The organism is Chryseobacterium sp. LJ668 (genome assembly GCF_019613955.1).
Lineage (GTDB): Bacteria > Bacteroidota > Bacteroidia > Flavobacteriales > Weeksellaceae > Chryseobacterium.
In genome coordinates, this window is the sequence record NZ_CP080443.1 from 3054131 (window position 1) to 3078344 (window position 24214).

General features: G+C 34.6%; 25 protein-coding genes. 13 read left to right on the plus strand and 12 right to left on the minus strand.

Annotation, left to right across the window (positions count from 1 at the left end; genetic code table 11):
• The first annotated feature begins 263 nt into the window (after nucleotides 1-263).
• Entirely contained in the window at nucleotides 264-770 is a 507-nt protein-coding gene (locus K0U91_RS14240) for a pyridoxamine 5'-phosphate oxidase family protein (protein WP_219969088.1), read from the plus strand.
• Nucleotides 771-797: 27 nt separating this feature from the next.
• Nucleotides 798-1151: a hypothetical protein gene (locus K0U91_RS14245; protein ID WP_219969087.1), complete on the plus strand. Its 354-nt coding sequence runs from the start codon at nucleotides 798-800 to the stop codon at nucleotides 1149-1151.
• A 7-nt stretch (nucleotides 1152-1158) separates the two neighbouring features.
• Here the strand turns inward: K0U91_RS14245 and K0U91_RS14250 are convergent, their stop codons facing one another.
• The 6 genes from K0U91_RS14250 to K0U91_RS14275 form a co-directional block, all read right to left on the minus strand.
• Nucleotides 1159-1752 carry a Crp/Fnr family transcriptional regulator gene (locus tag K0U91_RS14250; protein WP_220179215.1) on the minus strand — a complete coding sequence of 198 codons (594 nt, stop codon included), beginning with the start codon at nucleotides 1750-1752 and terminating at the stop codon, nucleotides 1159-1161.
• Entirely contained in the window at nucleotides 1749-2132 is a 384-nt protein-coding gene (gene ytxJ / locus K0U91_RS14255) for a bacillithiol system redox-active protein YtxJ (protein ID WP_220179216.1), read from the minus strand. The genes K0U91_RS14250 and ytxJ overlap by 4 nt, the downstream gene beginning before the upstream one ends.
• Nucleotides 2129-2590 (minus strand): DUF1569 domain-containing protein, encoded by a 462-nt coding sequence (locus tag K0U91_RS14260; protein WP_258561841.1) that lies wholly within the window; start codon nucleotides 2588-2590, stop codon nucleotides 2129-2131. Before K0U91_RS14260 ends, ytxJ begins: the two co-directional genes overlap by 4 nt.
• Nucleotides 2584-3120: a YfiT family bacillithiol transferase gene (locus K0U91_RS14265; RefSeq protein WP_220179217.1), complete on the minus strand. Its 537-nt coding sequence runs from the start codon at nucleotides 3118-3120 to the stop codon at nucleotides 2584-2586. The genes K0U91_RS14260 and K0U91_RS14265 overlap by 7 nt, the downstream gene beginning before the upstream one ends.
• Nucleotides 3107-3697, minus strand: a complete 591-nt coding sequence (locus tag K0U91_RS14270) for a hypothetical protein (protein WP_220179218.1) — start codon at nucleotides 3695-3697, stop codon at nucleotides 3107-3109. The genes K0U91_RS14265 and K0U91_RS14270 overlap by 14 nt, the downstream gene beginning before the upstream one ends.
• A 120-nt stretch (nucleotides 3698-3817) precedes the next feature.
• Nucleotides 3818-4960 (minus strand): DEAD/DEAH box helicase, encoded by a 1143-nt coding sequence (locus tag K0U91_RS14275; RefSeq protein ID WP_220179219.1) that lies wholly within the window; start codon nucleotides 4958-4960, stop codon nucleotides 3818-3820.
• A 165-nt stretch (nucleotides 4961-5125) separates the two neighbouring features.
• Here K0U91_RS14275 and pncA point away from each other — a divergent pair, with 165 nt between their 5' ends.
• Both pncA and K0U91_RS14285 read left to right on the plus strand, forming a co-directional pair.
• Nucleotides 5126-5731 carry a bifunctional nicotinamidase/pyrazinamidase gene (pncA, locus tag K0U91_RS14280; RefSeq protein ID WP_220179220.1) on the plus strand — a complete coding sequence of 202 codons (606 nt, stop codon included), beginning with the start codon at nucleotides 5126-5128 and terminating at the stop codon, nucleotides 5729-5731.
• Entirely contained in the window at nucleotides 5731-6414 is a 684-nt protein-coding gene (locus K0U91_RS14285) for a hypothetical protein (protein ID WP_220179221.1), read from the plus strand. Before pncA ends, K0U91_RS14285 begins: the two co-directional genes overlap by 1 nt.
• A 93-nt stretch (nucleotides 6415-6507) precedes the next feature.
• On the opposite strand, the gene K0U91_RS14290 is transcribed toward K0U91_RS14285, so the two are convergent.
• Nucleotides 6508-7470: a pseudouridine synthase gene (locus K0U91_RS14290; protein WP_219969599.1), complete on the minus strand. Its 963-nt coding sequence runs from the start codon at nucleotides 7468-7470 to the stop codon at nucleotides 6508-6510.
• A gap of 396 nt (nucleotides 7471-7866) precedes the next feature.
• Between K0U91_RS14290 and aroB the strand changes: the two genes are divergently transcribed.
• Together aroB and K0U91_RS14300 are read left to right on the plus strand one after the other, a co-directional pair.
• On the plus strand, nucleotides 7867-8913 hold the full coding sequence (gene aroB / locus K0U91_RS14295; RefSeq protein WP_220179222.1) for a 3-dehydroquinate synthase: 1047 nt from the start codon (nucleotides 7867-7869) through the stop codon (nucleotides 8911-8913).
• A gap of 230 nt (nucleotides 8914-9143) precedes the next feature.
• On the plus strand, nucleotides 9144-9836 hold the full coding sequence (locus K0U91_RS14300) for a porin family protein (RefSeq protein WP_220179223.1): 693 nt from the start codon (nucleotides 9144-9146) through the stop codon (nucleotides 9834-9836).
• Between the two features lie 83 nt (nucleotides 9837-9919).
• Here the strand turns inward: K0U91_RS14300 and purF are convergent, their stop codons facing one another.
• The 5 genes from purF to K0U91_RS14325 form a co-directional block, all read right to left on the minus strand.
• A complete protein-coding gene (gene purF / locus K0U91_RS14305) occupies nucleotides 9920-11419 on the minus strand; it encodes an amidophosphoribosyltransferase (protein WP_219969077.1) in 1500 nt (499 codons plus the stop codon).
• Between the two features lie 102 nt (nucleotides 11420-11521).
• Nucleotides 11522-12244: a phosphoribosylaminoimidazolesuccinocarboxamide synthase gene (gene purC, locus K0U91_RS14310; protein WP_219969076.1), complete on the minus strand. Its 723-nt coding sequence runs from the start codon at nucleotides 12242-12244 to the stop codon at nucleotides 11522-11524.
• Nucleotides 12245-12315: 71 nt separating this feature from the next.
• Complete coding sequence (locus K0U91_RS14315) at nucleotides 12316-13011, minus strand: DUF3307 domain-containing protein (protein WP_220179224.1); 696 nt, start codon at nucleotides 13009-13011, stop codon at nucleotides 12316-12318.
• A 1-nt stretch (nucleotide 13012) separates the two neighbouring features.
• On the minus strand, nucleotides 13013-13618 hold the full coding sequence (locus K0U91_RS14320) for a SatD family protein (RefSeq protein ID WP_220179225.1): 606 nt from the start codon (nucleotides 13616-13618) through the stop codon (nucleotides 13013-13015).
• 106 nt (nucleotides 13619-13724) lie between these two features.
• Nucleotides 13725-15587: an endonuclease gene (locus K0U91_RS14325; protein ID WP_220179226.1), complete on the minus strand. Its 1863-nt coding sequence runs from the start codon at nucleotides 15585-15587 to the stop codon at nucleotides 13725-13727.
• 188 nt (nucleotides 15588-15775) lie between these two features.
• Between K0U91_RS14325 and K0U91_RS14330 the strand changes: the two genes are divergently transcribed.
• The 7 genes from K0U91_RS14330 to thrS all read left to right on the plus strand — a co-directional run bounded on the left by K0U91_RS14330 (nucleotide 15776) and on the right by thrS (nucleotide 24187).
• Nucleotides 15776-16915 carry an acyl-CoA dehydrogenase family protein gene (locus K0U91_RS14330; protein WP_220179227.1) on the plus strand — a complete coding sequence of 380 codons (1140 nt, stop codon included), beginning with the start codon at nucleotides 15776-15778 and terminating at the stop codon, nucleotides 16913-16915.
• Between the two features lie 198 nt (nucleotides 16916-17113).
• On the plus strand, nucleotides 17114-20044 hold the full coding sequence (locus tag K0U91_RS14335; RefSeq protein WP_220179228.1) for a reprolysin-like metallopeptidase: 2931 nt from the start codon (nucleotides 17114-17116) through the stop codon (nucleotides 20042-20044).
• A 172-nt stretch (nucleotides 20045-20216) separates the two neighbouring features.
• Nucleotides 20217-20684: a pyrophosphohydrolase domain-containing protein gene (locus K0U91_RS14340; RefSeq protein WP_219969070.1), complete on the plus strand. Its 468-nt coding sequence runs from the start codon at nucleotides 20217-20219 to the stop codon at nucleotides 20682-20684.
• A gap of 44 nt (nucleotides 20685-20728) precedes the next feature.
• On the plus strand, nucleotides 20729-21304 hold the full coding sequence (locus tag K0U91_RS14345) for a TlpA family protein disulfide reductase (protein WP_220179229.1): 576 nt from the start codon (nucleotides 20729-20731) through the stop codon (nucleotides 21302-21304).
• The gene (locus K0U91_RS14350) at nucleotides 21301-21906 is read left to right on the plus strand and encodes a DUF4230 domain-containing protein (protein ID WP_220179230.1); all 606 of its coding nucleotides are present in this window, start codon (nucleotides 21301-21303) and stop codon (nucleotides 21904-21906) included. The genes K0U91_RS14345 and K0U91_RS14350 overlap by 4 nt, the downstream gene beginning before the upstream one ends.
• A gap of 14 nt (nucleotides 21907-21920) precedes the next feature.
• The gene (locus K0U91_RS14355) at nucleotides 21921-22103 is read left to right on the plus strand and encodes a hypothetical protein (RefSeq protein ID WP_219969067.1); all 183 of its coding nucleotides are present in this window, start codon (nucleotides 21921-21923) and stop codon (nucleotides 22101-22103) included.
• A 164-nt stretch (nucleotides 22104-22267) separates the two neighbouring features.
• Nucleotides 22268-24187: a threonine--tRNA ligase gene (gene thrS, locus K0U91_RS14360; RefSeq protein WP_220179231.1), complete on the plus strand. Its 1920-nt coding sequence runs from the start codon at nucleotides 22268-22270 to the stop codon at nucleotides 24185-24187.
• The last annotated feature ends 27 nt before the right edge of the window (nucleotides 24188-24214 follow it).

The window sequence follows — 24214 nt, forward strand, 5'->3', positions numbered from 1 at the left end:
ATTTTAATATATTTCATTGATGTAAATCTATTTTGATATTATCAAATTTAAACTTTATATATTGTGATTTGAATTGAAAATATGTATTATTTTTAAATACTTTTGGGATATTTAATATATTTTTGAAATATTTAAAAATTTTAAATATTTTTTGAATTTTTGGTTAGATTTTTGAAGTTGAAATTCCAGTCAAAACAATATTCTGACAAAAGAGAAACACCACATTCTCTTTTTTTTAAAATCAACACTAAAATATTAATATTATGTCAACAGAAAATCTTACAAACGCAGAAGCAATCAAGAAAATTAAAGAACTATCAGAAAAAGCCAGAATATGTATGTTTGCAACAGATCTCGAAACATTACCCCTTAATTCGAGACCTATGAGCCTTCAGGAAACTGATGAATCGGGAAATCTTTGGTTTATAAGCAGTGAAGCGAGCAACAAAAATTTCGAAATCAAAGAAGACCGCAGAGTTCAGTTATTTTTTATGAACAACAGCGATTCAGAATATTTATCTGTATATGGTGAAGCTTCAATTTATAAAGATAAATCTACCATAGAAGAAAAATGGTCTGCAATGGCCAATGCTTGGTTTGACGGCAAAGATGATCCGAATGTTTCTATTATCCGTGTACAGCCTAAAGAAAGTTATTACTGGGATACAAAAGCAGGAAAGCTTGTGAGTATGCTAAGTTTCGTTGCTGCTGCAGTTACCGGCAACAAAACCGATAATTCAGACGGAGTTGAAGGAAATGCAACCATCTAGTTTTAAACCACAAAAAACCATGCACCCATGATTTTTGAAGATCAACCGCATGCTGTTCACCATGAGATGAGCAGCATGCCACATGAGAATTTTAAGTTTATTACCAATATCATTAGCTTCACAGGTGATCAGTCTTTCATTCTCACATCCCTGCAGAAAATAAAGAATAGTACGCTATGCGACATCAAAAGAAGTACGATTGATAAATTTATTAAAGAATATGCCCTAAATTTCGGCGGCTTCGTTGAGAACGATATATATTCTCATCAGCATGACAATGATTATCAAATGTGCCCGTCTTACGCGAAAAAATCATTTGAAAAAGTAATGAGAGAGCAGGAATATCTGAATAGATTGGTTAGTATTTTAAATGCAGATTAGTTTTTAACTATTTATCAGTTATAAAATTTTTTCTTGCTAGTTCTTTTCTTACCCTACTTAAACTTTCGGGTGTAATTCCTAGATAGGATGCGACCATCCATTGAGGTACTCTGAGTAATAAATCAGGGTACATTTTTATAAATTTCAAATACCTTTCTTCAGCGGTTTCGCCCAATAATGAGTTGATTCTGTCTTGTAAACTCTTTACGTGTTTCTGCAAAACCAAGTCATTTTTCTCTATACTGTTTGGAAATTCTCCCAGCAGTTTATTAAAAAAATCACGTTGCAGCACAGAAACCTCAGAATCTTCTACCGCTTCTATATAATAATTAGATTTTTCATTAAAATACAGACTGCTTCGGTCACCAATTAACCAATTTTCAGGTGCAAACTGAATGATATGTTCTTTACCATTTTTATCTATAGAAAACATCCTTAAAAGCCCCTTTTCTACGAAAAAGGTATTGCGGCAAACCTCACCGTGCTGTAATAAAAGCTCGCCTTTAGAGACTTTTTTTATTTCATAATATATACTGCATAAGCTTAGTCTTTCTGCGGGAACTTCGAGTACTTTTGCTAGATAAGTGGTTATGTTACTCATAATGTAATCTGGCTTAAACTTATATCCTGATGTGATGCATTATTTACTTCATTACCGTTTTGGATGACAATCAGTTGCGGGCTTTCGTGTCTTATGCCAAAATCTTCAGCGATTTTATTAGAAAGATTTCTGTGTGCCAAAAGGTCTAAAAAATAAAAAGTGGCTACCTTTTCATCAGCTTCTTCAATTTCTTTTTCAAAATTCCTTAAAACGGTTTTGCTAATAAAGCAGCTGGTGGAGTGTTTGAAAATAGCAATTTTTCCGTCATAAGATTTTTTAATGGCATTCTCTAAATCTTTTTCTGATTCTATAAGATTCCAGAAAGATTTTGATTGCTTTTCTTGTTGCTTCTCGCCAAATATTTTATCAAAAAAACTCATACATTAAATTGTTTCAGGTGATGATTGAGGTGTTTGTATTCTAAAAAGCCCCAATCTTTTTCTTCCATTTCCCCAAAAAGTACATGACTGCTTGGTAAGTTGTGATTTTTATAAGCATTATCATATTTAATCAATGTATTGAGCAGATTGATTTTTGCTGTTTCAAAATCACATTCAAAATTAACGATTAGTTTTTGAAAACTCGGCATATTATGCGGAATTCCGTTATTAAAGATCTGAATTTCTTTTTTAGTTAAAACCCCAATTGCCCTGAACATAAAATTAATTTTAGGAAGATGAATTTCTTTCAATGGAACTTGCAGCACGAGATAACAATGAGTCAGCATCTGCGAAGCATTCATCCTGCCCCAATTTCTTTGGGAATTTTCGGAAAGAAGAGAAATCCTGGTCATAATTTCGTTGAAATAAATTCTGTTGTGAAGACTTTTTTTTACCAACCTTTTTCGAGCTTTAAATTTTCAATATGTGCAAAATGATGATTGCAGTGCCATGCGTAAAGTGCTAAATAATATCTGAGGTTATAATCGATCTCTTTTTCAGGATGACGGAAAGTTCTTTCAAACTGCTTATTGGTCAATGTTTTGAGTAAATGATACCATCTCTGGTGAATTCCTTTCAGCATTCTTATTGCAGGTTTTACGGACATGTCTACACTATCCTGAAGCTCGGCCCATCGCGCTTCATCATACGGTTTTATTGTGGGATTATTTTCTGTCAGGGCCAATTTAAATCGGATAAAACTATTGGCATGGCTGTCTGCAAGATGATTAACAAGTTGTCGGACTGTCCAGCCGCCTTCTCTGTAAGGAGTATCTAATTGCTGATCAGAAAAATCTTCAATTAACTTTTTTAATTTTTCGGGAAAGTTTTTGATTACTTTAATGTGGCTGTCCAATTCGATATCGCATTGGGTGTTTTTTTCTTTAAATTCTCCGATTGGGAATTTCTTAGATTCAATGGTATTCATCTTTAATGATGTTAAAAAGGTTCAATATTATAACAGCATTTTCATCTTGTAAATAATACAGCATTTTATTCTGATATTGATCATTTTTTGAGTAAATAATAAAATAATGATAATAATTTTTTATTTCTACATCTTTAAATAATAATTCTTTATCATTGAATATAATTCTGTCAGATAAAAACTTAATATTACATATAGTAAATTCTATTCCATTTCCAATTTTATCTAAATATTTTTTTGAAATATCGTTGAGATAATAATTCCAGAGATGGTCAATTATACTGGAATATAATTCATGCTTCTCGTTTAATTTTCTCCTATAAAACAACTTAAAATTAATCTTAAGTTCTTTGCCTGAATTTGTTTTAATGAAAATTTTATATTCTCTGCCGATATAGAATTCTAAACCCTTAATAAAATGTATGCCATAACGAATTCCAACAATATCATTTTTATTGACGATGGTAAATAAATCATCTTTATGATCTTTGTTTTCAAACTTAATAAAGTTTTCATTTAAAATCAATTGCCTCTTCCTATTATCAAATAAACCACGAATAATAATAAATTCTTTCATAAATAAAACTTGACCTTATACAATTTAAAATATTTGTTTGTATTTCTTTTAAAAATTAGAAACATTCAATTAAAAAATTTACACGTACTTTAAAGTGAGGAAGATAATGTAAATTTATATTTAATAACCATGCAAATCGATACCTTCTGTTCTTTGAAGCGTGATCTTTTTACCCATTTTCTTTTGAATCACCCTGAAATGCTGCAATTCATCATCTGTAAGAATATTAATGGCAGTTCCCTTTTCGCCTGCACGGCCTGTTCTACCGATTCGGTGAATGTAATCTAATGGTGATCTGGGCAATTCGTAATTAATGACACATGGCAAAGATTCGATATGGATTCCACGACCTAACAAATCTGTCGCAACTAAAATTTGTGCACCGTTTACCTTAAATTCTTCCAGATTATTTCTTCGTGCGCCCTGAGATTTCTGACTGTGGATGGCGACAGCTTTTATTTTATTTTTCTTTAGTTTTTCAACCAGATTATCTGCAGATTTTGTTGACGAAACAAAGATCAGAGCTTTTTCTACCTTTTTTTCTTTAATCAAGTAGCGCAAAAAAGGACCTTTGTTTTCGGGAGAAACATGATAAGCCAGTTGCTCGATATGCTCAATATCAACTTCTTCTTTTTTAATTTCAATCAATATAGGATTCATTGAAAGACGTTTCTTCATTTCTGAAACCTTATCATCTAAAGTTGCAGAAAACAAAGTCGTTTGTTTCATCACAGGCATCATCCCGAAAAGCTTATCCATCTCTTCACCAAAACCTAACTGAAACATTTTGTCTGCCTCGTCGATCACCAGGTGCTGAATTCCGGAAATGCTCAATGCATTATGATCAATCAGATCCAGCAAACGACCGGGTGTTGCAATAAGAACTTCTACGCCAAACATCCCTTTCATCTGTGGATTGATAGAGACACCACCATACACTGCCATCGTTCGAATTTCACGCTTCAGATTTTCTGTGAATGCTCTGAAAACTTCATCAATCTGAATTGCTAACTCACGGGTAGGAACCAATATCAAAACCTGAACATTTCTATCTTTTTTTACTTCTGCATTCTGTAGTTTTTCTAAAATAGGCATTACAAAACAAGCGGTTTTTCCGGAACCGGTTTGGGCAATTCCCATCAGATCTTTTCCCTGCAAAATCACAGGTATTGCCTGCTCCTGAATAGGAAACGGTTTCAGATACCCTAGTTTTTTAACGGAATGAATGATATTGTGTGATAATCCTAAAGACTCAAATGACATAAAATACTTATTTCCTGCAAAGATAAGCTATTGACATTTGGTTTTATATCGAAACTAAATAGAGTGATTGTAATTTTTTTGCAAATGCCGTTTTGTCCGATAAATATATTTTGGATAAATATTTGAGTATAATTTGTCAATTGATTAAAAATCGAAAATTTAGATATGAAAAAAGCATTGATAATCGTAGATGTACAAAATGATTTTTGTGAAGGAGGAGCATTAGCCGTACCCGGAGCAAATGAAATAATTCCGTACATTAATCTTCTGATGGAAGAAAATGAATATGACCAGATCGTCCTGACCCAAGACTGGCATCCGGCGAATCATAACAGTTTTGCCAGCAACAACGGGAAAAATGTGGGCGAAAGTATTATTTTAAATGGTGTACCGCAGTTTATGTGGCCTGATCATTGTGTGGAAGGAACTTTCGGGGCAGATTTTCATAAAGATTTAAACAGAGAAAAGGTTACTCATATTGTTCAGAAAGGGAAGAATTCAGAGATTGACAGTTATAGCGGTTTTCAGGATAATAATCACTTTATGAAGACAGGACTGGATGATTTTTTAAAATATCATGATATTCAATTGTTGGAAATTGTAGGTTTAGCTATGGATTACTGCGTAAAATTTACGGCCACAGATGCCGTTGCCAACGGATATGTTACCTGCCTTCATTTTAACGGAACGCGTGCCGTCAATGTAAAACCTGATAACGGAAAAGATGCTATCTTTGAAATGTTACAAAAAGGTGTGACAGTTTTAGGATAATGAAAAGTATTTTTAGAAAAAGTATTGATAAGTTTATTATTAAAGAAGTAGCTTCTATTTTAGAGGTTCATTCTATTAATTATCAGATCATTAGTAATGAAAAAGATTTCAATCCAAGTTTTATAACAGACACTAATAAGATTGAATATCAACTTTTAATCGATAAAGATGATTTCGATGTTGCTAATAAAGCTGTTTCGTCTTATTATGCTCAAGAAACCTCAATTCCGGAAGAGTATTATTTATTAGATTATTCTAATGAGGAGCTGAAAGAAATTCTCTATAAAAAAGATGAATGGAATGAGTTTGATTACGGAGCCGCAAACAAAATACTGAAGGAGCGAGGCGAAAATATTACTGATGAAGAAATCAATACTATTAATCAAAACCGTCTGAATTCCTTAAGATATGAGTATGAAAATCCACAGGAGGTTAAAAATTACATCATTGTAGGTTATATTTTTGCAATTGCCGGTTGCATTTTATCATTGCTATGGGGAATGCTAATATTCGTGAGTTATGCTATTGCAATAGTAGTAATTAAATTAAGAAAACAACTTCCGAGCGGAGAAAGCATCTATTATTTTAATGAAAAGGACAGAAAGCACGGAAAAAGAATTTTAATCTTAAGTTTAATATTTACCACTATTTGGATTTCTATCTTTATAATGAATGAATTGTGAAAACTGCAATATTCAAACAAAAAAACATGATGATACATAAAAAAGACGCAGAATTTATTATCTGCGTCTTTTCTTATTTTACTAAAGTTTTTATTAAAGCATCTTCAAAGTATTCACCTCAAGATCTGTAAGGATTCTCCAGTGTCCACGTTTGATGTTTTTCTTGGTCAATCCTGCAAACATTACTCTGTCCAGTGCTTCAACTTCGTATCCTAATCTTTGGAAAATTCTTCTGATCACACGATTCCAGCCGATATGAATTTCCATTCCGATCTCATTTTTAGGCTTCCCTTCAATGAAGGATATTTGATCTACAGTTGCAATTCCTTCCTCAAGACGAATGCCTTCTACAATCAGTCTCATATCTTCATTGGTTAATTTCTTATCCAAAGTGACATGATAGATTTTTTTAGCATCAAAAGACGGGTGTGTCAATTTTTTTGTCATGTGACCGTCATTCGTCAAAAGAATAACTCCTGTTGTAGAACGGTCTAGTCTTCCGACAGGGAACACACGGTAAGGAGATGCATTCGCAACCAAATCCATTACTGTTTTTCTAGCTTTGTCGTCTTTTGTTGTTGAGATGTAACCTTTAGGCTTATTTAAAAGCACATAGACCGGCTTTTCTGGGGTAATGCCCTGTCCGTCGAAAACTACTTTATCCGTTTTCTCAACCTGATATCCCATTTCGGTAACTACCTGTCCGTTTACTTCTACCAATCCCTGAACAATCAGTTCATCAGCTTCTCTCCTACTGCAAATTCCTGAATTTGCGATGTATTTATTCAGACGAATGGTATCTTTATGAACGTCTTTTTCAACCTTTTTAAATCTTCTTTTCTGTACAAAAGATCTTGCTCTGTCGTCATCTCTGTCGGTTTCGCTTCCAGGTCTTCTTCCGTATTTTAAGCTGCCTCTTTCATATTTACCTCTTTTATCTGAGCTGCTTCTTCCCTCTCCTCCTCTTTTGAAGTTTGTTTGGCCAAAAGGCTTTCTCTCTTCACTTTGGTTGGATACAAAAGGTTCTTTTTCAACTTTTGAGTATTTTTTTTCCATTCTACTTTCGTAGCTGGTATCAGATCTCCTGGAATCAGGTTTTTTAAAAGGTCTTGCGCTGTCTGTATCTGTATCTCTGTCACTTCTGCTGAAGGGCTTTTTCTCAAATTTTGATGGGCCGTTTTCGTTTCTTTCTTTTGGGCCAAAACTTCTTTCGCCAGTTTTAGAAAATGGCTTTTTGAAAGATTTTGAATCTGAAGAATTTCCAGATTTAGGAGCGCGAGGACTGTCTGCATTTCTTGTTGAAGATCTGGGTTTTTTAGGTCTTCCTGAATTATTATTGTCTCTGCTCATTCTAAATATTTTTGCAAAGATAGTGATTTAGTTACGAGTTAGAAATTAAGAATCATAACTTTGTACAATTGTTTGCTTATTAATTTAATTAAAAATTAAAAAATGATCACTTTCCTAGACCGTAATTTTTCTCAGTTAAATGATTTTCTTTCCGAAAAAACTTTCAGCAAAATATTTATTCTAATAGACGAAAATACGCATGAATATTGTCTTCCTGTTCTTTTAGGCAATTTAGAAACAGAAATTAATTTTGAAATTTTGGAAATTGAACCCGGCGAGGAAATGAAAAATATACAGACCGCTAATCACTTATGGGAAATTTTGACCGAAATGCAGGCTGACCGAAAAGCGCTGGTCATCAATCTAGGCGGCGGAGTGATTACAGATATGGGTGGTTTTGTGGCTTCAACCTATAAAAGAGGAATTCAATTTATCAATATACCAACAACATTATTATCAATGTGTGATGCTTCTATAGGCGGAAAAACCGGGATTGATCTGATGCATTATAAAAATATGGTTGGAACATTCAGTATTCCGGAACAAATTTTTGTTTATCCTCAATTTCTGGAAACGCTTCCTTATAAAGAACTGCGAAGTGGTTTTGCTGAAATGCTGAAACATGGATTAATCGCAGACCGATCACATTGGGAAGAACTTATACAGATTCAGAAGCTTGATGCAGACAGTGTTTTAGTGCATATTCAGACCTCGATGGATATTAAACAAAATATCGTTGAGAAAGATTTTCACGAAAAAAATATAAGAAAAACTTTAAATTTCGGACATACAATTGGTCACGCAATTGAAAGCTTATGTTTAGAAAAAGAAAATCCAATTCTTCACGGTGAGGCTGTTGCACTGGGGATGATTTGCGAAACGCATCTTTCTTATTTAGAAGGCTTACTTTCTAAAGGAGATTCGGAAACTGTCATTACGAATATTCAGAAATATTATCCTTTTATAGATTTAAGGGAGTTTACTTATGAAGGTATTCTAAAACTTCTATTAAATGATAAGAAAAACACAGATAATAAGATCAACTTTTCATTGCTTTCTGAGATAGGTTTTTGTGTTTATAATTATGAGTGTGACATTAAAAACATTCAAAAATGTCTTGATTATTATAGATTATTAAGTGGTTTTTGAAACAATTGTCACTAATACTATTCATAGCATAATTGTTTATCGGTGTTTCTAACCTATTGATTGTCAGATTAATAAAAATAATATTCTATTTTAGTGATATCTATCATGTAATGTTTTAACTGTCTAATATATCTTTGGCAAACAATTTGAAAGATACCACTCGTCAAACTCAAAAAAGTTTGTCAGTAAAATTTAAAATTAGAAAAGTAAAATATTAAAAATTTAAAGTTATGAAAAAGTTAATTTTAGGACTAGCGTTAACAGCAGGTTCATTAGCATTCGCTCAGACAACAACGACAACTACTTCTACGTCATCAGCAATTAGATTTGGTATCAAAGCTGGAATGAACGTAGCTTCATTGTCAGATGATGCAGGACTTGAAGATCAGAAATCAAAGATCGGCTTTAATGCAGGTGTTTTTGCGTCGATTCCATTAGCAGAATCTTTCAGCATTCAGCCAGAGATTTTGTATAGCCAATACGGAGCAAAAATAGAAAATACAGACGAATTTACTGTTCTAGGTACCACTACAAGAAATGTAGAGTCTTATTCTACAAATCTTGATTATATTACTGTACCGGTAATGTTCCAATATAATTTTGTGCCAAATTTTTATGTTGAAGCAGGTCCAGAATTCGGATTTTTAATCAGTGCTAAGAACAAAGGAGACAGAAATACAACAGTTACAACTGGATCAAATGTTTCGACAAGTTCATCTAGTTACACTGAGGATATTGACAAGGATAACTTGAATACTTTCAACTTTGGTGTTGGTATCGGTGCTGGTTACTACTTCACAGACAATATCGGTATTACTGCTAGATACGTTGCAGGTGTTACAGATGTTGCTAAAGACAGACCTAGCGGTTCTGATGCTGTAAGAAACAATACTTTCCAAGTTGGTTTAGCTTACAAATTCTAAGAATTTAGCAAATCAATTTCAATTAAAAAGGGTCAGACTTAATAGTAAGTCTGACCCTTTTATTTTAGCTTATTTTATCTCTTTTAATTAAATAATTCTATCTCTTCTCCTTTTGCAACAGGATATTCTTCCGTAAAACATCCAAAACAATGGTCAGAAGATCCTAAGATTGCTTTAAGATTATCTGTGCTTAAAAACTCTAAGGAATCAACTCCCAAATAATCTCTTAATTGTTCTGTTGTCATATTGGCAGAAATCAGGTCATCTTTTGAAGGTGTATCAATACCCAAATAACAAGGTGCAATAATCGGTGGAGAAACACTTCTGAAGTGAATCTCTTTTACACCCGCTTCCTTGAGAATTTTAACCAATCGTTTGGATGTGGTACCACGAACGATTGAATCGTCAATGATCACTACTCTTTTACCTTTAATTTCAGAAATAATCGGATTCAGTTTTAAATTGACTACTCTTTCTCTCATTTCCTGAGTCGGGACGATGAAACTTCTTCCGATGTATCTGTTTTTAATCAAAACCGGACGGAAAGGTATTCCCGAAGCTTTCGAAAAACCGATCGCAGCCGGAACTCCGGAATCCGGAACACCAATCACAATATCAGCTTCTACAGGAGCCTGCTCCCAAATTTTTTCACCAGATTTTTCTCTGATTTCGTAGACATTGATGTTTTGTAATGTAGAATCGGGTCTAGCAAAATAAATATATTCAAACGAACAGATTCTTTGTTTTCCTCTTTCTTCATTCACCATGTAAGAATTCAGTTTTCCGGGCTCGTTTTCGTTGGTATAAATGATTTCTCCAGGTAAAATATCTCTCACATATTGAGCTCCAACTGCATCTAAAGCTACAGATTCTGAAGCAACAACATAGGTTTTTTCATCCACTGCACCTAAAACCAAAGGTCTGATTCCGTTAAAATCTCTGAATGCGAAAAATTTATTTCTCGTCATCCCGACAACAGAATAGGCTCCTTCAATTTTCTCCATGGTCGCTTTGATAGCTCCACGTAATCCTAAATCAAGATTCTTTTGTATTAATCTTAAAATAACTTCAGAATCAGAAGTTGCCCTGAAGACTACACCTTCAGCTTCTAATTCATTTTTTAGCTCCCTCGCATTGGTTAGGTTACCATTGTGAGCGATCGAAAGTATAATCTGGTCATATTCATTTTTAGCGAAAAATGGCTGAAAATTATATTTCTTTTTGTCTCCTGCAGTGGTGTAACGGGTGTGCCCGATTGCAGAATTTCCCATAAAAGCTTCAGGATCCTGGATCTCTTTATAAACATCCAAAACCAACCCTTCATCTTTCATATTGGTAATTTTCCCGTCTTTCAAAACAGAAATACCGCACGCTTCCTGACCTCTGTGCTGTAATGCGAAAAGACCGAACTGTGAAAGAGAAAACGTATCAAGATCATTATCAGAATACATTCCGAAGATGCCGCACTCCTCATTAGGAGCATCCAGCCTTTCTTCTTCCTGGGTTCTGAAAAGATTTCTTCCGTAGGTTTGATTTTCAAACTGTTTTAAATATTCACTTTTATGAATGTCTAAACTTTTCATTTCTATTTTTTCTAATCTAGATTTGTTTTGATAGATGTCTAATTAGATGAAAAATCAAATATTATGTTAAATAAAAACTTAACATCTAATTTTATCTAAATCTTATTTCTGAAGAACAGTTTTAAGCCTGTTATAAATTTCTACATAAGCCTCGGTAACTTCTCCTAAGTCTCTTCTGAATCTGTCTTTATCCAATTTCTTCATCGTGTCTTTGTCCCAAAGTCTGCAAGTATCAGGAGAAATTTCGTCAGCTAAGATTATTTCGCCGTCTGAAGTTTTTCCTAATTCGATTTTGAAATCAACCAAGATGATATTCATTTTGTCGAAAAGGTCTATCAGAATTTCGTTGATGTCTGATGTCAATTCATACATTTCGTCAAGCTCTTCATAAGTAGCTGCGCCTAAGAAAACTGCGTGGTGATCATTAATCAATGGATCTCCCAATTCGTCTTTTTTGTAACAGATATCGAAGATTGTTACCGGAGATTTGATTCCTTCTTCAACGCCTAATCTCTGTGCCATGCTTCCTGCAGAATAGTTTCTTACCACCATTTCCAAAGGAATAATAGAAACTTTTTTTACCAATTGTTCTCTCTCGTCCAATTGCTTAATGAAATGAGTTTTAATCCCTTTTTCATTTAAATATTCAAAGATAAGAGTGGTAATAGCGTTATTCATTTCGCCTTTCAAATCAACAGATCCTCTTTTTTGAGCATTAAATGCTGTAGCATCGTCCTTAAAACGCACTACAACTTCATCAGGATTATCGGTAGCAAATACCTGTTTTGCTTTACCTTCGTACAACATTTCTTTCTTTTGACTCATAATTTTTACTTTTTTTAAAAAGGAATTCGCGAATCTACGATTTCCGTTTCTGCATTAGATTTATATTATTTTTACTTAAATAAAATTCCTGTTAAAACAGCCATTCCAAAGCTCAGCAATGTGCCAATGAGCACATATTCTGTCAGTTTTCGCTGTTTTGCCTGTGCAAGATCGCTGAATCTGAAAACAGATTTTGCTGCGACCATAAATCCTACACCTTCCCAATGATTGACTATGATAAAGGTGAACACCAAAAGACGTTCTAAGATTCCGATATATTTTCCGGCGCTTGATAAAGATTCGGTTTGTATATTACTTTGTTCTTCTGCAACAGGGGTCCAAGACGATAATAGTGTTCTAATAATAATTGATGTCGGAGCAGTTAAAAACAATGCCGCTACTACTATTTTTAAATAATTCTGATCTTTTAAAAATTCAAAATTAAATTCATTACAATAAAAAGCTATGCCTGCAATTACCGCAATGTGCAGAATCTGATCGATGAAAAACCATCTTTTTTTAGTTTTTACATTTTGAAACTGGATCTTAGCAGAATCAATGATAAAATGTGAAATCCCCACCAATGCTGGAATCCACCATAATTCAATATTCCACAGGAAAACGAAACTTAAAACAGTGTGAATCAGAACATGAAAGTACAAATATTTACTCTTCAGTTTTCTATTTTCTTTATCTGAAACCCATGAATTTGGCTGAAGAATAAAATCTCCGAGTAGATGTGCCAATATGAGTAGATTAAAGATCATGCTACAGTTCTGAAATTTTCTTTTTAAAATATTGATTGGTTTCTACGATAAGATCATAGTTGGCTCTTTTCAGCCTTTGACTGATTGATGATTGTGATATGGTGTACTTTTTTGCGAGATCCTCCTGTGTGATATCGTTATTCATGATCATTTCGTGGATGATTTCTGCAGTTGCCATCGTCCAGTTATCAAAATCTTTAGAAGACCATTTAAGCAGAATATTGAGATCTCGGTCTAAAAAATCGTTTGAAGTTTTGATAGAAACGGTATGGCCGTCACTCTTAAGATCATTTAATAATCGACCGGAGTTGACATATGCTGTACCGTTTGATTCAGTGATCTTCCCGGAAGAAAAATTTTCCTCACCAATACCAATGGCAATTCTTACATCTAAATTTTCCTGACTTCTGATTAGAGATTTTATGGCTAGAAAACGCCAGAAAACGTCATCGATATTGCATTTGAACTGAAACTCATCACCTCTATAAATTTCCCATGTCTGTGGGGTACTGCCCCACTTTTCAAGGAGATTTTTTAGTTTGGTAATCCAAACTTCAGTGTCTGCATGTTGCGAATTTATAATATCACCGGTGATGACCGCTATCATTCTGCAAATATAAGCATAAATACTTATATGTAAAAATTATAAGTAGAGACGCTTATAGATATTGATAATTAGTGAATCAGCTTATATCAATCAATGACAATTGACGTTATTTTTTTAAAAACTGAACAGTTTTTTCGTCTAATTTAAGTAAATAGTTACCTGTTGTCAATAACTTAACTGATATATAATTTTTGTTTTTGAAAGGATTTTTTTCTGAGTACATCAATTTTCCGGAGAAATCTAAAATCTGGATTTCTTTCACTTTATCCACATTACCTTTAACGTAAATACTCTCATCTGCAGGATTAGGATAAATTTGAAATTTGTTATTGTTAAAAATAATATCAGATGTAGAAAGCGTTCCGAGATTCATACAATAATCACTTGCGTAAGCATCCCATTCTGAAATGCTGAAAGTTGTCGTCGGTTGATTGACCGTGCTTTTTCTGTATAATGAAACGTTTGCCAATGTAGAAGTATTTGATTGTCCGCTCACTCCTATTCCGTCAACACTTGTAGATTTATATCTTAATTCTATATAATTACTTCCTGAATACGTCATTTGCGGAGCTGCCGTTACAAATTTAGCCTGATTGATCGTGTAGCAGGAAAAATTGGCAGCAGGATTTAAAACAACAAAAACTTCGTTATTCTGAACCGTTCCTTCCAGTTCGTAAGGATCTACAAAATAATAGTTTGTTCCGCTGTAAAACTGAATTGACAATCTGTAATCACTCAAATTAACAGGATGTCCCGTTTTATTGGTAATTTCTAAAGCTTTATTATTTGATGTGCCTTCCAAATATTTAGAAACAAATAAATCTTTAGAATAGATATCGGTTGCCAAAGTTGTTGTAGAAACAATATTGCTGTCAGAAGAAAGTAAATATCCATTATCATATGATTTTACTGTAAACTGATAGGTTGTAGATGGTAGTAAATGATCAATGCTTATAGAAGTTCCCTGGGTAGAAGCTACCACAGTTCCGTTTTGATAAACTTTATATCCGATCACATCTGTACTTGCACTTGGTGACCAGTTTAAGGTTGCAAAATAAGCGCTGTTTTGGGTTACCGTTAAATTAGTCGGAGTTTGTGGAACAATTGCATCTGAAGTCTGTCCCCAGATTGCGTTCACCCATGAGGGATTATCTATAAAAGGATTTCTGTTTTTCTGAATTGCATACACTGCATTATTTCTGTCAATTTCTCTTTGTGAAACAGGATCTTGAGCATGCCACTGAAGAAGCATTGCAATGTAAGCTGGATCAAAAGATCTTTCTTCAGTTCCATCTAAAGGATTCGTATCGGAAGTAGGATTTGTGCTATTGTTAAAATTAAACGTTCCTAATTTCCCTTCATATCTTACTGCAAAATATAGTAGACATCTTGCTACATCACCTTTAAATTCATTGATAGGTTCGTAAACACGGCCCGTGTAGACTGATCCGGGAATTACACTGTTTCCGATTTTTGAGGAATTCGTAAAAGTATAAAATGTAGTGGCTCCTGCAATACCGTAAGGATAATTACTCCTGAGCTGATTGATTCTCGCGTCTGTAGGAACCACATAAAATAGATCGGAGTACATCGGATAATTGCTATAAAATGTACTTTGAGGCATCATGTGCTCTCTGTTCCAGCCCTGTCCTTCTGCTGATGCACTACCGATAATATTGGCTGTAGTATATTCATAAGAATCTGGACCTGTCGGAATTTCAGAATACATATCCAATAAAATGGTAGTGTTTGAAGCACCGTGATCATAATATTTATCCAGATCTGTCTGATTATAGAAATTGGTGAGATCACCATAGTGCCAGTTTATATTTTTAGCTGAAATAATCTCATGTACCTTAGATTTCAAGGCATATCCCGTTAAAGCAGCTGTTCCATCATAATATCCTGCAGGAATTTGAGCAAACGCATAAGACGAAATAAGTAAAAGAGGAAGTAAAAGTTTTTTCATTCTGTAAAAATATGTTCGCTAAATTAATAATTTCCTGTAATTTAAATAATCATTTGCCATTAATATTATGTTAAATTTTCACTTATAAAAAACTGATAAATAAAACATTAGGTAAAATTTTTATACTCAAAAGAATTTTTTTTAGTATTTAAGCAATTTAAGTATCTTTGGGCATTAACTTATCTAATATGAATACAGAAACTATCAACAACATTAAAATGATAGCTGAAACAGCAAAAGAATTTGCTGAGAAAAATATCAGACCCAATATCATGGAGTGGGACGAAAGCCAGACTTTTCCTAAAGAACTATTTCATCAATTAGGAGATATGGGTTTCATGGGAATCGTAATTCCCGAGCAGTATGGTGGTTCTGGTTTGGGATATCATGAGTATGTGACCATTCTTGACGAGATTTCTCAGGTAGATCCTTCTATCGGTCTTTCTGTAGCAGCTCACAACTCATTGTGCACCAATCATATCTATGAATTCGGAAACGAAGAACAAAGAAACAGATGGCTTCCACAATTGGCAACCGGAAAAGTAATCGGAGCATGGGGATTGACAGAGCACAATACAGGATCTGATTCTGGAGGTATGTCTACTACAGCTGTGAAAGACGGTGACGAATGGGTAATCAACGGAGCGAAAAACTTTATTACACATGCAATTTCAGGAGATATTGCTGTCGTAATGACAAGAACAGGGGAAATTGGTGCTAAGAATAATTCTACCGCTTTCGTTCTAGAAAAAGGAATGGCTGGTTTTACTTCTGGTAAAAAAGAAAACAAATTAGGAATGCGTGCTTCAGAAACAGCAGAACTTATTTTTGATAATGTTAGAGTTTCAGATGCAAACCGTTTGGGAGAAGTTGGTGAAGGCTTTAAGCAGGCGATGAAAATATTAGACGGAGGAAGGATTTCTATTGCTGCATTAAGCTTAGGAACTGCAAGAGGAGCTTACAAAGCTGCTCTGAAATATGCTAAAGAAAGACATCAATTTGGAAAATCTATTGCTTCTTTTCAGGCGATCAACTTTATGCTGGCTGATATGGCAACAGAAATTGATGCTGCAGAATTGCTGATTCAAAGAGCTTCTACGTTGAAAAATGCTAAGCAAAAAATGACAAAAGAAGGTGCAATGGCAAAATTATACGCTTCTGAAGCATGTGTAAGAATTGCTAACAATGCCGTGCAAATTTTCGGAGGGTACGGTTACACGAAAGATTTCCCGGCTGAAAAGTACTACAGAGATTCAAAATTATGTACAATCGGAGAAGGTACTTCTGAAATCCAGAGATTGGTGATCGGGAGAGATATTACTCAGTAATTTTTATTGATTATAAATACTAAATAGCACATGCATTTTGCGTGTGCTATTTTGCTTTAAATACAGGATTTATTACCGTATATTTAATGTATCGCATAATGTTTTAAATCAATTCTCTAAAATTTTCTTAAAAATTTTTGTTTTTCGTAAAACTATTTTTATTAGCTTTGGTATTCCACAATCAAAAATGTTATTTATATGAAAAAACAACTATTTGTGATTGGAATGCTTCTTTTATCAGGCATTTCTTTCGCCCAGACTGATCGCCTTTGGTCTGAAGGTAATGCAAAAACCAATTCACCGGTTTTTGAAAACAAAACAAACATTCTTAATCCTAAAATCTATCAGCTTGACATCAATGGTTTAAAATATGCTCTCGCGAAAGCTCCAAAAAGATTGTCAGCAGGAGCAAAATCAGAAATTATCATTTCTTTCCCAAATTCTGAGGGAGAATTAGAAAATTTCAAAATAAGAGAAAATTCAAACTTTGATCCTCAGCTTGCTGCTAAATATCCCGATATCAAATCTTATGTCGGCGAAGGTCTGGAAAATCCTTCTGCTACAGTTTATTTCAGCATGTCTTCTTTAGGATTATCATCTATGGAAATTTATGGAGATAAATCTGCAGTTTTCATTGAGCCTTACACGAAAGATCTTTCTACTTATGTAGTGTATAAAAAATCGGACAAGAAAGACAATTTGAGCAGTTTTGAGTGTACGGTAATTGATGTTGCTCAAAAAGGTATTTCAAATACAATTTTGTCAGCAAGACCTAATGCAGATGATGCTAAATTAAGAACATTCCGTCTCGCACTTTCTTCTACAGGTGAATATACAACGTATTTCGGAGGCACAAAAGCTCTAGCGTTAGCAGCGATGAATAATACGATGACACGTGTAAACGGAGTTTTCGAAAAAGATTTTGCAGCAAGAATGGTTTTGATTGCTAATAATGATGCGGTAATTTATACCAGTGCTTCTTCAGATCCGTATTCTGCAGCTGCACAGATGAACAACTGGAATTCTCAGCTTCAGTCTACCCTTACTTCTGTAATAGGAGAAGCTAATTATGATGTCGGGCATTTATTCGGAGCTTCCGGGGGTGGCGGAAATGCAGGATGCATCGGTTGTGTTTGTGTAAACGGATCTAAAGGCAGCGGCTATACTTCTCCGGCTGACGGAATCCCATCCGGTGATAATTTTGACATCGATTATGTGGCTCATGAATTAGGACATCAATTTGGTGGAAATCACACATTTTCAATGAGCAACGAAGGTACAGGTGTTAATATGGAACCTGGTTCCGGGTCAACAATTATGGGTTATGCAGGAATTACTGCTCAAGATATTCAGCCGCATTCAGATTCTTTCTTTCATGCGATCAGTATTCAGCAGATTACAAATAATATTAAAGCTAAAACCTGTCCTGTTAGTTCATCAACAGGAAATTCAATTCCAACAGCAGATGCAGGTTTAGATTATACAATTCCGAAAAGCACACCATTTATGTTGACTGGAACAGGAACTGATGCAAACGGAGATTCATTAACGTACATCTGGGAACAAGTCGATAATGCTTCATCTTCTCAAACCGGAACGAGTTCTGCAGCAAGTGCAACAAAAGCGACCGGACCAACATTCAGATCTTGGACACCACAAACAACTCCGGTAAGATATTTTCCACGAATGGCATCAGTCTTAACAGGTGCAACAACTACAGCTGGTTCAGAAATTACGGTCGAAGCTCTTTCTTCAGTTGCGAGAACTTTAAATTTCAGATTTACAGTTCGTGATAACAGAGCCGGAGGATCAGGAAACAATTCTGACGATGCTAAAGTTACAGTAAATTCAACCGCGGGACCTTTCATCATCACTTCTCAGGGTACAGCAACTACTTATGCAGGTGGAAGCTCACAAAATATAACCTGGAATGTTGCAGGAACAACAGCAAACGGAGTAAATGCTGCTAATGTAGATATTCTTTGGTCAACAAATTCAGGAGTAACTTGGACAACATTATTAGCAGGAACTCCAAACGACGGTTCTCAGGCTGTAACGATTCCGAATGTTACTACAACAACCGGAAGAATTATGGTAAAAGGAAGCAATCACATATTCTTTGATGTGAATAATGCTAATATTTCTGTAAATGCAGGATCAGGAAGTACAGATACTATCGCTCCGACAGCACCTACACTATCCGCTTCAGGTACCACTTCTACAAGTACAAATCTGTCTTGGTCTGGTGCAACAGATGCGGTCGGTGTAACAGGATATGACGTTTATCAGGGAACTTCGTTATTAGGTTCTACTGCTTCAACAAGTTATACCGTAACAAGTTTAAGCCCGTCAACAACATATGGATTCACTGTAAAAGCGAAAGATGCGGCAGGAAATATTTCTACAGCAAGTAACTCAGTAAGTGTAACAACGCTTGCCGGGACTACAATTACTTATTGTACAGCAACAGCTACTAGTACCGCTGACGAAAGAATAGGAAATGTAAAATTCGGGACGATCAACAACACTTCTACGGGAACATCCGGTTATGAAAACTTCACGTCTGTTGCTACTGATGTAACAAGAGGAAGCATTTACACCATATCAGTAACTCCGGTCTGGACATCTACCAAATATAATGAAGCATACGCAGTGTATATTGATTATAATAAAGATGGTGACTTTACGGACAGCGGAGAATTAGCATGGACTAAAACTGCTTCACAGACGACTCCGGTTACAGGATCAATCACGATTCCTTCAACTGCTGTTCTTGGAAGCACAAGAATGAGAGTAATGATGCAGTACAATTCCATTCCTTCATCATCTTGCGGTTCTTACACTTACGGACAGGTTGAAGACTATACCCTAAATATTATTTCATCAGGCAGAGGAATAGAAGCCGGTAATAATAATTTAATGACTGATATCAAATTGTATCCAAACCCTGTAAGAGATATTTTAAATATTTCAAATATAACGGCAGAAGATTACAAAATCTTTGATATGGGTGGAAAACTGATCATTTCAGGAAAGCTTGAAAAAGGTACAGTGAATGTGAGCAATTTAACAACAGGAGCTTACACAATTCAGATTGGGGAAATTTCAAAAAGATTTATTAAAAATTAATATTAAAAATAAACTTGAAAAGGCTGCCTGAAAATGGCGGTCTTTTTTTTATGACTAATAAATTATTTTTAAAATAAAAAATAGATCACCTATGACACAACGTATAAAAACCTGACGCCTAATTCCTGATTTCTAATTCCTAATTTTTATCTTTGCTTTAAATTTAAAATTCATGGATAAAATTGACAGTCTGAATCAGGTAGCAGAATTCCACACAACTTTTAAGGCCCCCATTTTAGAAACACCGCAAATTCCTTCTGCGGAAAGATGTAACTTAAGAGTAGAACTTTTGCAGGAAGAATTGAACGAGCTGAAGCAGGCAATCGAAGATAAAAATTTAGTAGAAATTGCTGATGCATTGTGTGATTTGCAGTATGTTTTAAGCGGTGCCGTTTTAGAATTCGGATTGGGTGATAAGTTTGTAAAATTATTCGATGAAGTTCAGCGTTCAAATATGTCTAAAGCTTGCGATACTGAAGATCAGGCAAAGGAAACGGTAGAATTTTATAAAGAAAAAGAGGTAGAATCTTTTTACGAAAAGTCTGGCGAAAAATTTAACGTATACAGACAGACAGATCACAAAGTACTAAAGAATAAGTACTACTCTCCTGCTGATTTAAAAAATATTATTGAAAATTAAGATGAAATCGAAGATTCACAAATACCATGAAAAATAATAGAATTATGATTTTTAAAAAAATTATCACCAATATACTTGTTATTTCATCACTAACAATGGCAACACAATCAAACGCTCAAAAAGTTGTAGTCAATCGTGAAGTTGAGACTACAAACGATGGCAAAATGCTTTTGGGACACCAGCTGAAAGACCAGTTTGTAAAAGAACCATATTCAGAATGGTATACAAAAGAATTCACAGAATATGCATTCGACCAAAAAGCAGTAGGTGAATTGAAGAAAAATAAAATCAATTCCTACAATCTGATTGTTTTTATAGGAACCTGGTGTGAAGACAGCCATAGAGATTTTCCTAGGTTAATGAAAATTTTGGAAGAAGTGAATTTTCCTGACAGCAGACTGACAATTATAGCTGTTAACCGTAAAAAAGAATCTCCTACCGGCGATGAATCTAAATACAACATTCAGAAAGTCCCTACCATCATCGTTGAAAAATATGGCAAGGAAATTGGAAGGATTGTTGAGATGCCGACCACAGGATACATCGAAAGAGACCTTGTTGAAATCTTAAAGAAAGATGACAAATCGGTGATCAAAGAAATATTTAAAAAAGAAAATTGAGAAATTTAAAACTTGCTATCCCATTTGTTGCGGGAATTCTTTTGATGGTAATTCTGTTTTTCAGTTTTAGATCTTGCCTAAATATAAGCGAGAAGACCGAAAAATCTGATTATTACATCCTGATCAATCAGATATCGAAAATGAACAAAATGGTTGTTTTAGAACAGGATGTTTCTTCGATGCAGAAAACCAAAATGGCCTATGAATTTTTTGGGAAAGAAATGACGAGCAACAGCATTATTACCTACACCAAAACAAATGCACAGGTTTCTTATGATTTAAATAAGATGAAAATAGAAGTAGATTCTGTCAATAAAAAGCTGATGATTACAGAATTGCCCAATGCTGATGTCAGAATCACTCCTAGTGTAGAAATACAGTCGATGGATGATTCATTTTTAAATAGAATTTCAGAAAAAGATATTAAAAATGTGCAGCAGAAAGCAAAACAGGCTGCTTTAAACTCTATTGATCAAAACAAACTGAGAAATGAGGGTAAAAAGCAATTGATGGAAAATCTTGATCATATTTTCGTTTTGGCAAAGGCTTTGAATTATACTATTGAAGATAAAACCGGAAAACTCGGTATTTTAGAATTTTAAAAATTCAAACAATTATGAACACCAAGAATGATAAAATAGACAGTGAATCTGCAAATTCTGCAGAAACCAGAAAACAAAATGAAGATTTTCGTGATATTCCGGCATCTTCTAAAAAACAAAATCCGCCGGATATTGATAAAGAAGATGTAAAAAAAGCATCAAAAGATAAATCAGGAAAAACAGACAATACTAAGTAAAAGCTTAGTATTTTTTTATTTAAACAATAATAGAATCATAAAATTAAAATTTCCGGTAACTTCAAAATTTAAAATAAATAGCATTTTTTGTGAATTATCATGCTACGATTTCTTAAAGAGGCAAAAAATGCGTATTTTTGCAACTCAAAATTTCTTAGTAAACAATGATAAAAATTACACTTCCGGACAATAGCGTCAGAGAATTTGAAGGAGAAACTACTCCTTTGAATGTGGCAAAATCGATAAGCGAGGGATTGGCTAGAAATACCATTTCCGCAGTTGTAAACGGCAAACAAGTCGAGATAACCACGCCTATCACCACAGACTCAACGGTACAGCTTTTGACCTGGAATGATGACCTTGGAAAAAAAGCCTTCTGGCACTCTTCTGCCCACCTTTTGGCGCAGGCTATCCTTGAATTTTATCCTAATGCTCAGTTAACAATAGGTCCGGCAATCGAAAGCGGATTTTATTATGACGTAGATTTCGGTGACGAAGTCTTGTCAGAAAAAGATTTTGAGAAAATTGAAAAGAAAGTTTTAGAAAACGCCAAAAAAGCATCAACATTCTCTCTATACCCTGTTTCTAAAGAAGAAGCATTAAAAACTTACGCAGATAATCCTTACAAGGTAGAATTGATTTCTAATTTGAATGATGGTGAAATCACTTTTGTAACACACGACAATTTCACAGATCTGTGTCGTGGCGGTCACATTCCAAATACAGGAATAGTAAAAGCAGTGAAGATTCTGAACGCTGCAGGTGCCTACTGGAGAGGAAATGAAAATAATCCGCAGCTAACAAGAGTGTACGGTATTTCTTTCCCAAAACAGAAAGAATTGACTGAATATCTTGAATTACTGGAAGAAGCTAAGAGAAGAGATCATAGAAAATTAGGTAAAGAATTAGGGATTTTTGCTTTCTCTGAAAAAGTAGGCGCCGGTTTACCACTTTGGTTGCCAAAAGGTACTGCTTTGAGAAAAAAATTAGAAAATTTCCTTTCTGATGCTCAAAAAAAAGGAGGTTACGAATTTGTAATGACACCCCATATTGGTGCAAAAGAATTGTATGTAACTTCCGGGCACTGGGATAAATACGGAGCAGACAGCTTCCAGCCGATCAAAACTCCAAACGAGGGAGAAGAGTTTATGCTGAAGCCAATGAACTGTCCGCACCACTGTGAGATCTATAAAACTTCACAATGGAGTTACAGAGATTTACCAAAAAGATATGCAGAATTCGGAACTGTTTACAGATATGAGCAAAGTGGTGAACTTCATGGCTTAACGAGAGTTCGTGGTTTTACGCAGGATGATGCCCACCTTTTCTGTACACCGGATCAGCTGATGGATGAGTTTAAAAAAACAATAGATTTGGTTCTTTATGTTTTTGGCTCTCTCGGATTTGCAGATTTCACCGCTCAGATTTCATTAAGAGATCCTGACAACAAAGAAAAATATATAGGTTCTGATGAAAACTGGGAAAAGGCAGAGAATGCAATTGTTACTGCGGCAAAAGAAAAAGGATTAAATACAGTTACGGAATATGGTGAAGCTGCATTTTACGGTCCTAAGTTAGATTTCATGGTGAAAGATGCTTTGGGAAGAAAATGGCAGTTGGGAACAATTCAGGTAGATTATAATTTACCTGAAAGATTTGACCTTACTTATATCGGAAGCGATAACGAAAAGCACAGACCGATCATGATTCACAGAGCCCCATTCGGTTCTATGGAACGTTTTATTGCCATATTGTTAGAAAATACTGCCGGAGATTTTCCATTATGGCTAAGCCCGGATCAGTTCACGATATTGCCAATCAGTGAAAAATATGTAGATTATGCTAAAAAAGTTTCACAATTTTTAGAAAATCACGATATTAGCGGATTAATTGACGAGCGCAACGAAAAAACGGGTAAAAAAATCCGTGATGCGGAATTAAAAAAGATTCCTTTTATGCTTGTAGTAGGAGAAAATGAGGAAAGAGATGGCACAATTTCTGTACGAAGACGTGGAGAAGGCGACCTTGGAGTAATGAGCATGGATGATTTTGCAGCATACTTCAAAAAAGAAGCAACGGTATAAATTGAAGATTTAATCATTTGATCTCTC

What these genes read in the sequence shown, in the direction of transcription:
- K0U91_RS14355 (WP_219969067.1), top strand. Translation starts at nt 21,921, where the DNA reads ATGAACACCAAGAATGATAAAATAGACAGTGAATCTGCAAATTCTGCA.
- K0U91_RS14285 (WP_220179221.1), top strand. Translation starts at nt 5,731, where the DNA reads ATGAAAAGTATTTTTAGAAAAAGTATTGATAAGTTTATTATTAAAGAA.
- pncA (WP_220179220.1), top strand. Translation starts at nt 5,126, where the DNA reads ATGAAAAAAGCATTGATAATCGTAGATGTACAAAATGATTTTTGTGAA.
- K0U91_RS14335 (WP_220179228.1), top strand. Translation starts at nt 17,114, where the DNA reads ATGAAAAAACAACTATTTGTGATTGGAATGCTTCTTTTATCAGGCATT.
- ytxJ (WP_220179216.1), bottom strand. Translation starts at nt 2,132, where the DNA reads ATGAGTTTTTTTGATAAAATATTTGGCGAGAAGCAACAAGAAAAGCAA.
- K0U91_RS14345 (WP_220179229.1), top strand. Translation starts at nt 20,729, where the DNA reads ATGATTTTTAAAAAAATTATCACCAATATACTTGTTATTTCATCACTA.
- K0U91_RS14250 (WP_220179215.1), bottom strand. Translation starts at nt 1,752, where the DNA reads ATGAGTAACATAACCACTTATCTAGCAAAAGTACTCGAAGTTCCCGCA.
- K0U91_RS14330 (WP_220179227.1), top strand. Translation starts at nt 15,776, where the DNA reads ATGAATACAGAAACTATCAACAACATTAAAATGATAGCTGAAACAGCA.
- purF (WP_219969077.1), bottom strand. Translation starts at nt 11,419, where the DNA reads ATGAAAAGTTTAGACATTCATAAAAGTGAATATTTAAAACAGTTTGAA.
- K0U91_RS14275 (WP_220179219.1), bottom strand. Translation starts at nt 4,960, where the DNA reads ATGTCATTTGAGTCTTTAGGATTATCACACAATATCATTCATTCCGTT.
- K0U91_RS14320 (WP_220179225.1), bottom strand. Translation starts at nt 13,618, where the DNA reads ATGATAGCGGTCATCACCGGTGATATTATAAATTCGCAACATGCAGAC.
- K0U91_RS14270 (WP_220179218.1), bottom strand. Translation starts at nt 3,697, where the DNA reads ATGAAAGAATTTATTATTATTCGTGGTTTATTTGATAATAGGAAGAGG.
- K0U91_RS14245 (WP_219969087.1), top strand. Translation starts at nt 798, where the DNA reads ATGATTTTTGAAGATCAACCGCATGCTGTTCACCATGAGATGAGCAGC.
- K0U91_RS14290 (WP_219969599.1), bottom strand. Translation starts at nt 7,470, where the DNA reads ATGGAAAAAAAATACTCAAAAGTTGAAAAAGAACCTTTTGTATCCAAC.
- K0U91_RS14325 (WP_220179226.1), bottom strand. Translation starts at nt 15,587, where the DNA reads ATGAAAAAACTTTTACTTCCTCTTTTACTTATTTCGTCTTATGCGTTT.
- aroB (WP_220179222.1), top strand. Translation starts at nt 7,867, where the DNA reads ATGATCACTTTCCTAGACCGTAATTTTTCTCAGTTAAATGATTTTCTT.
- K0U91_RS14300 (WP_220179223.1), top strand. Translation starts at nt 9,144, where the DNA reads ATGAAAAAGTTAATTTTAGGACTAGCGTTAACAGCAGGTTCATTAGCA.
- thrS (WP_220179231.1), top strand. Translation starts at nt 22,268, where the DNA reads ATGATAAAAATTACACTTCCGGACAATAGCGTCAGAGAATTTGAAGGA.
- K0U91_RS14265 (WP_220179217.1), bottom strand. Translation starts at nt 3,120, where the DNA reads ATGAATACCATTGAATCTAAGAAATTCCCAATCGGAGAATTTAAAGAA.
- K0U91_RS14240 (WP_219969088.1), top strand. Translation starts at nt 264, where the DNA reads ATGTCAACAGAAAATCTTACAAACGCAGAAGCAATCAAGAAAATTAAA.
- K0U91_RS14315 (WP_220179224.1), bottom strand. Translation starts at nt 13,011, where the DNA reads ATGATCTTTAATCTACTCATATTGGCACATCTACTCGGAGATTTTATT.
- purC (WP_219969076.1), bottom strand. Translation starts at nt 12,244, where the DNA reads ATGAGTCAAAAGAAAGAAATGTTGTACGAAGGTAAAGCAAAACAGGTA.
- K0U91_RS14340 (WP_219969070.1), top strand. Translation starts at nt 20,217, where the DNA reads ATGGATAAAATTGACAGTCTGAATCAGGTAGCAGAATTCCACACAACT.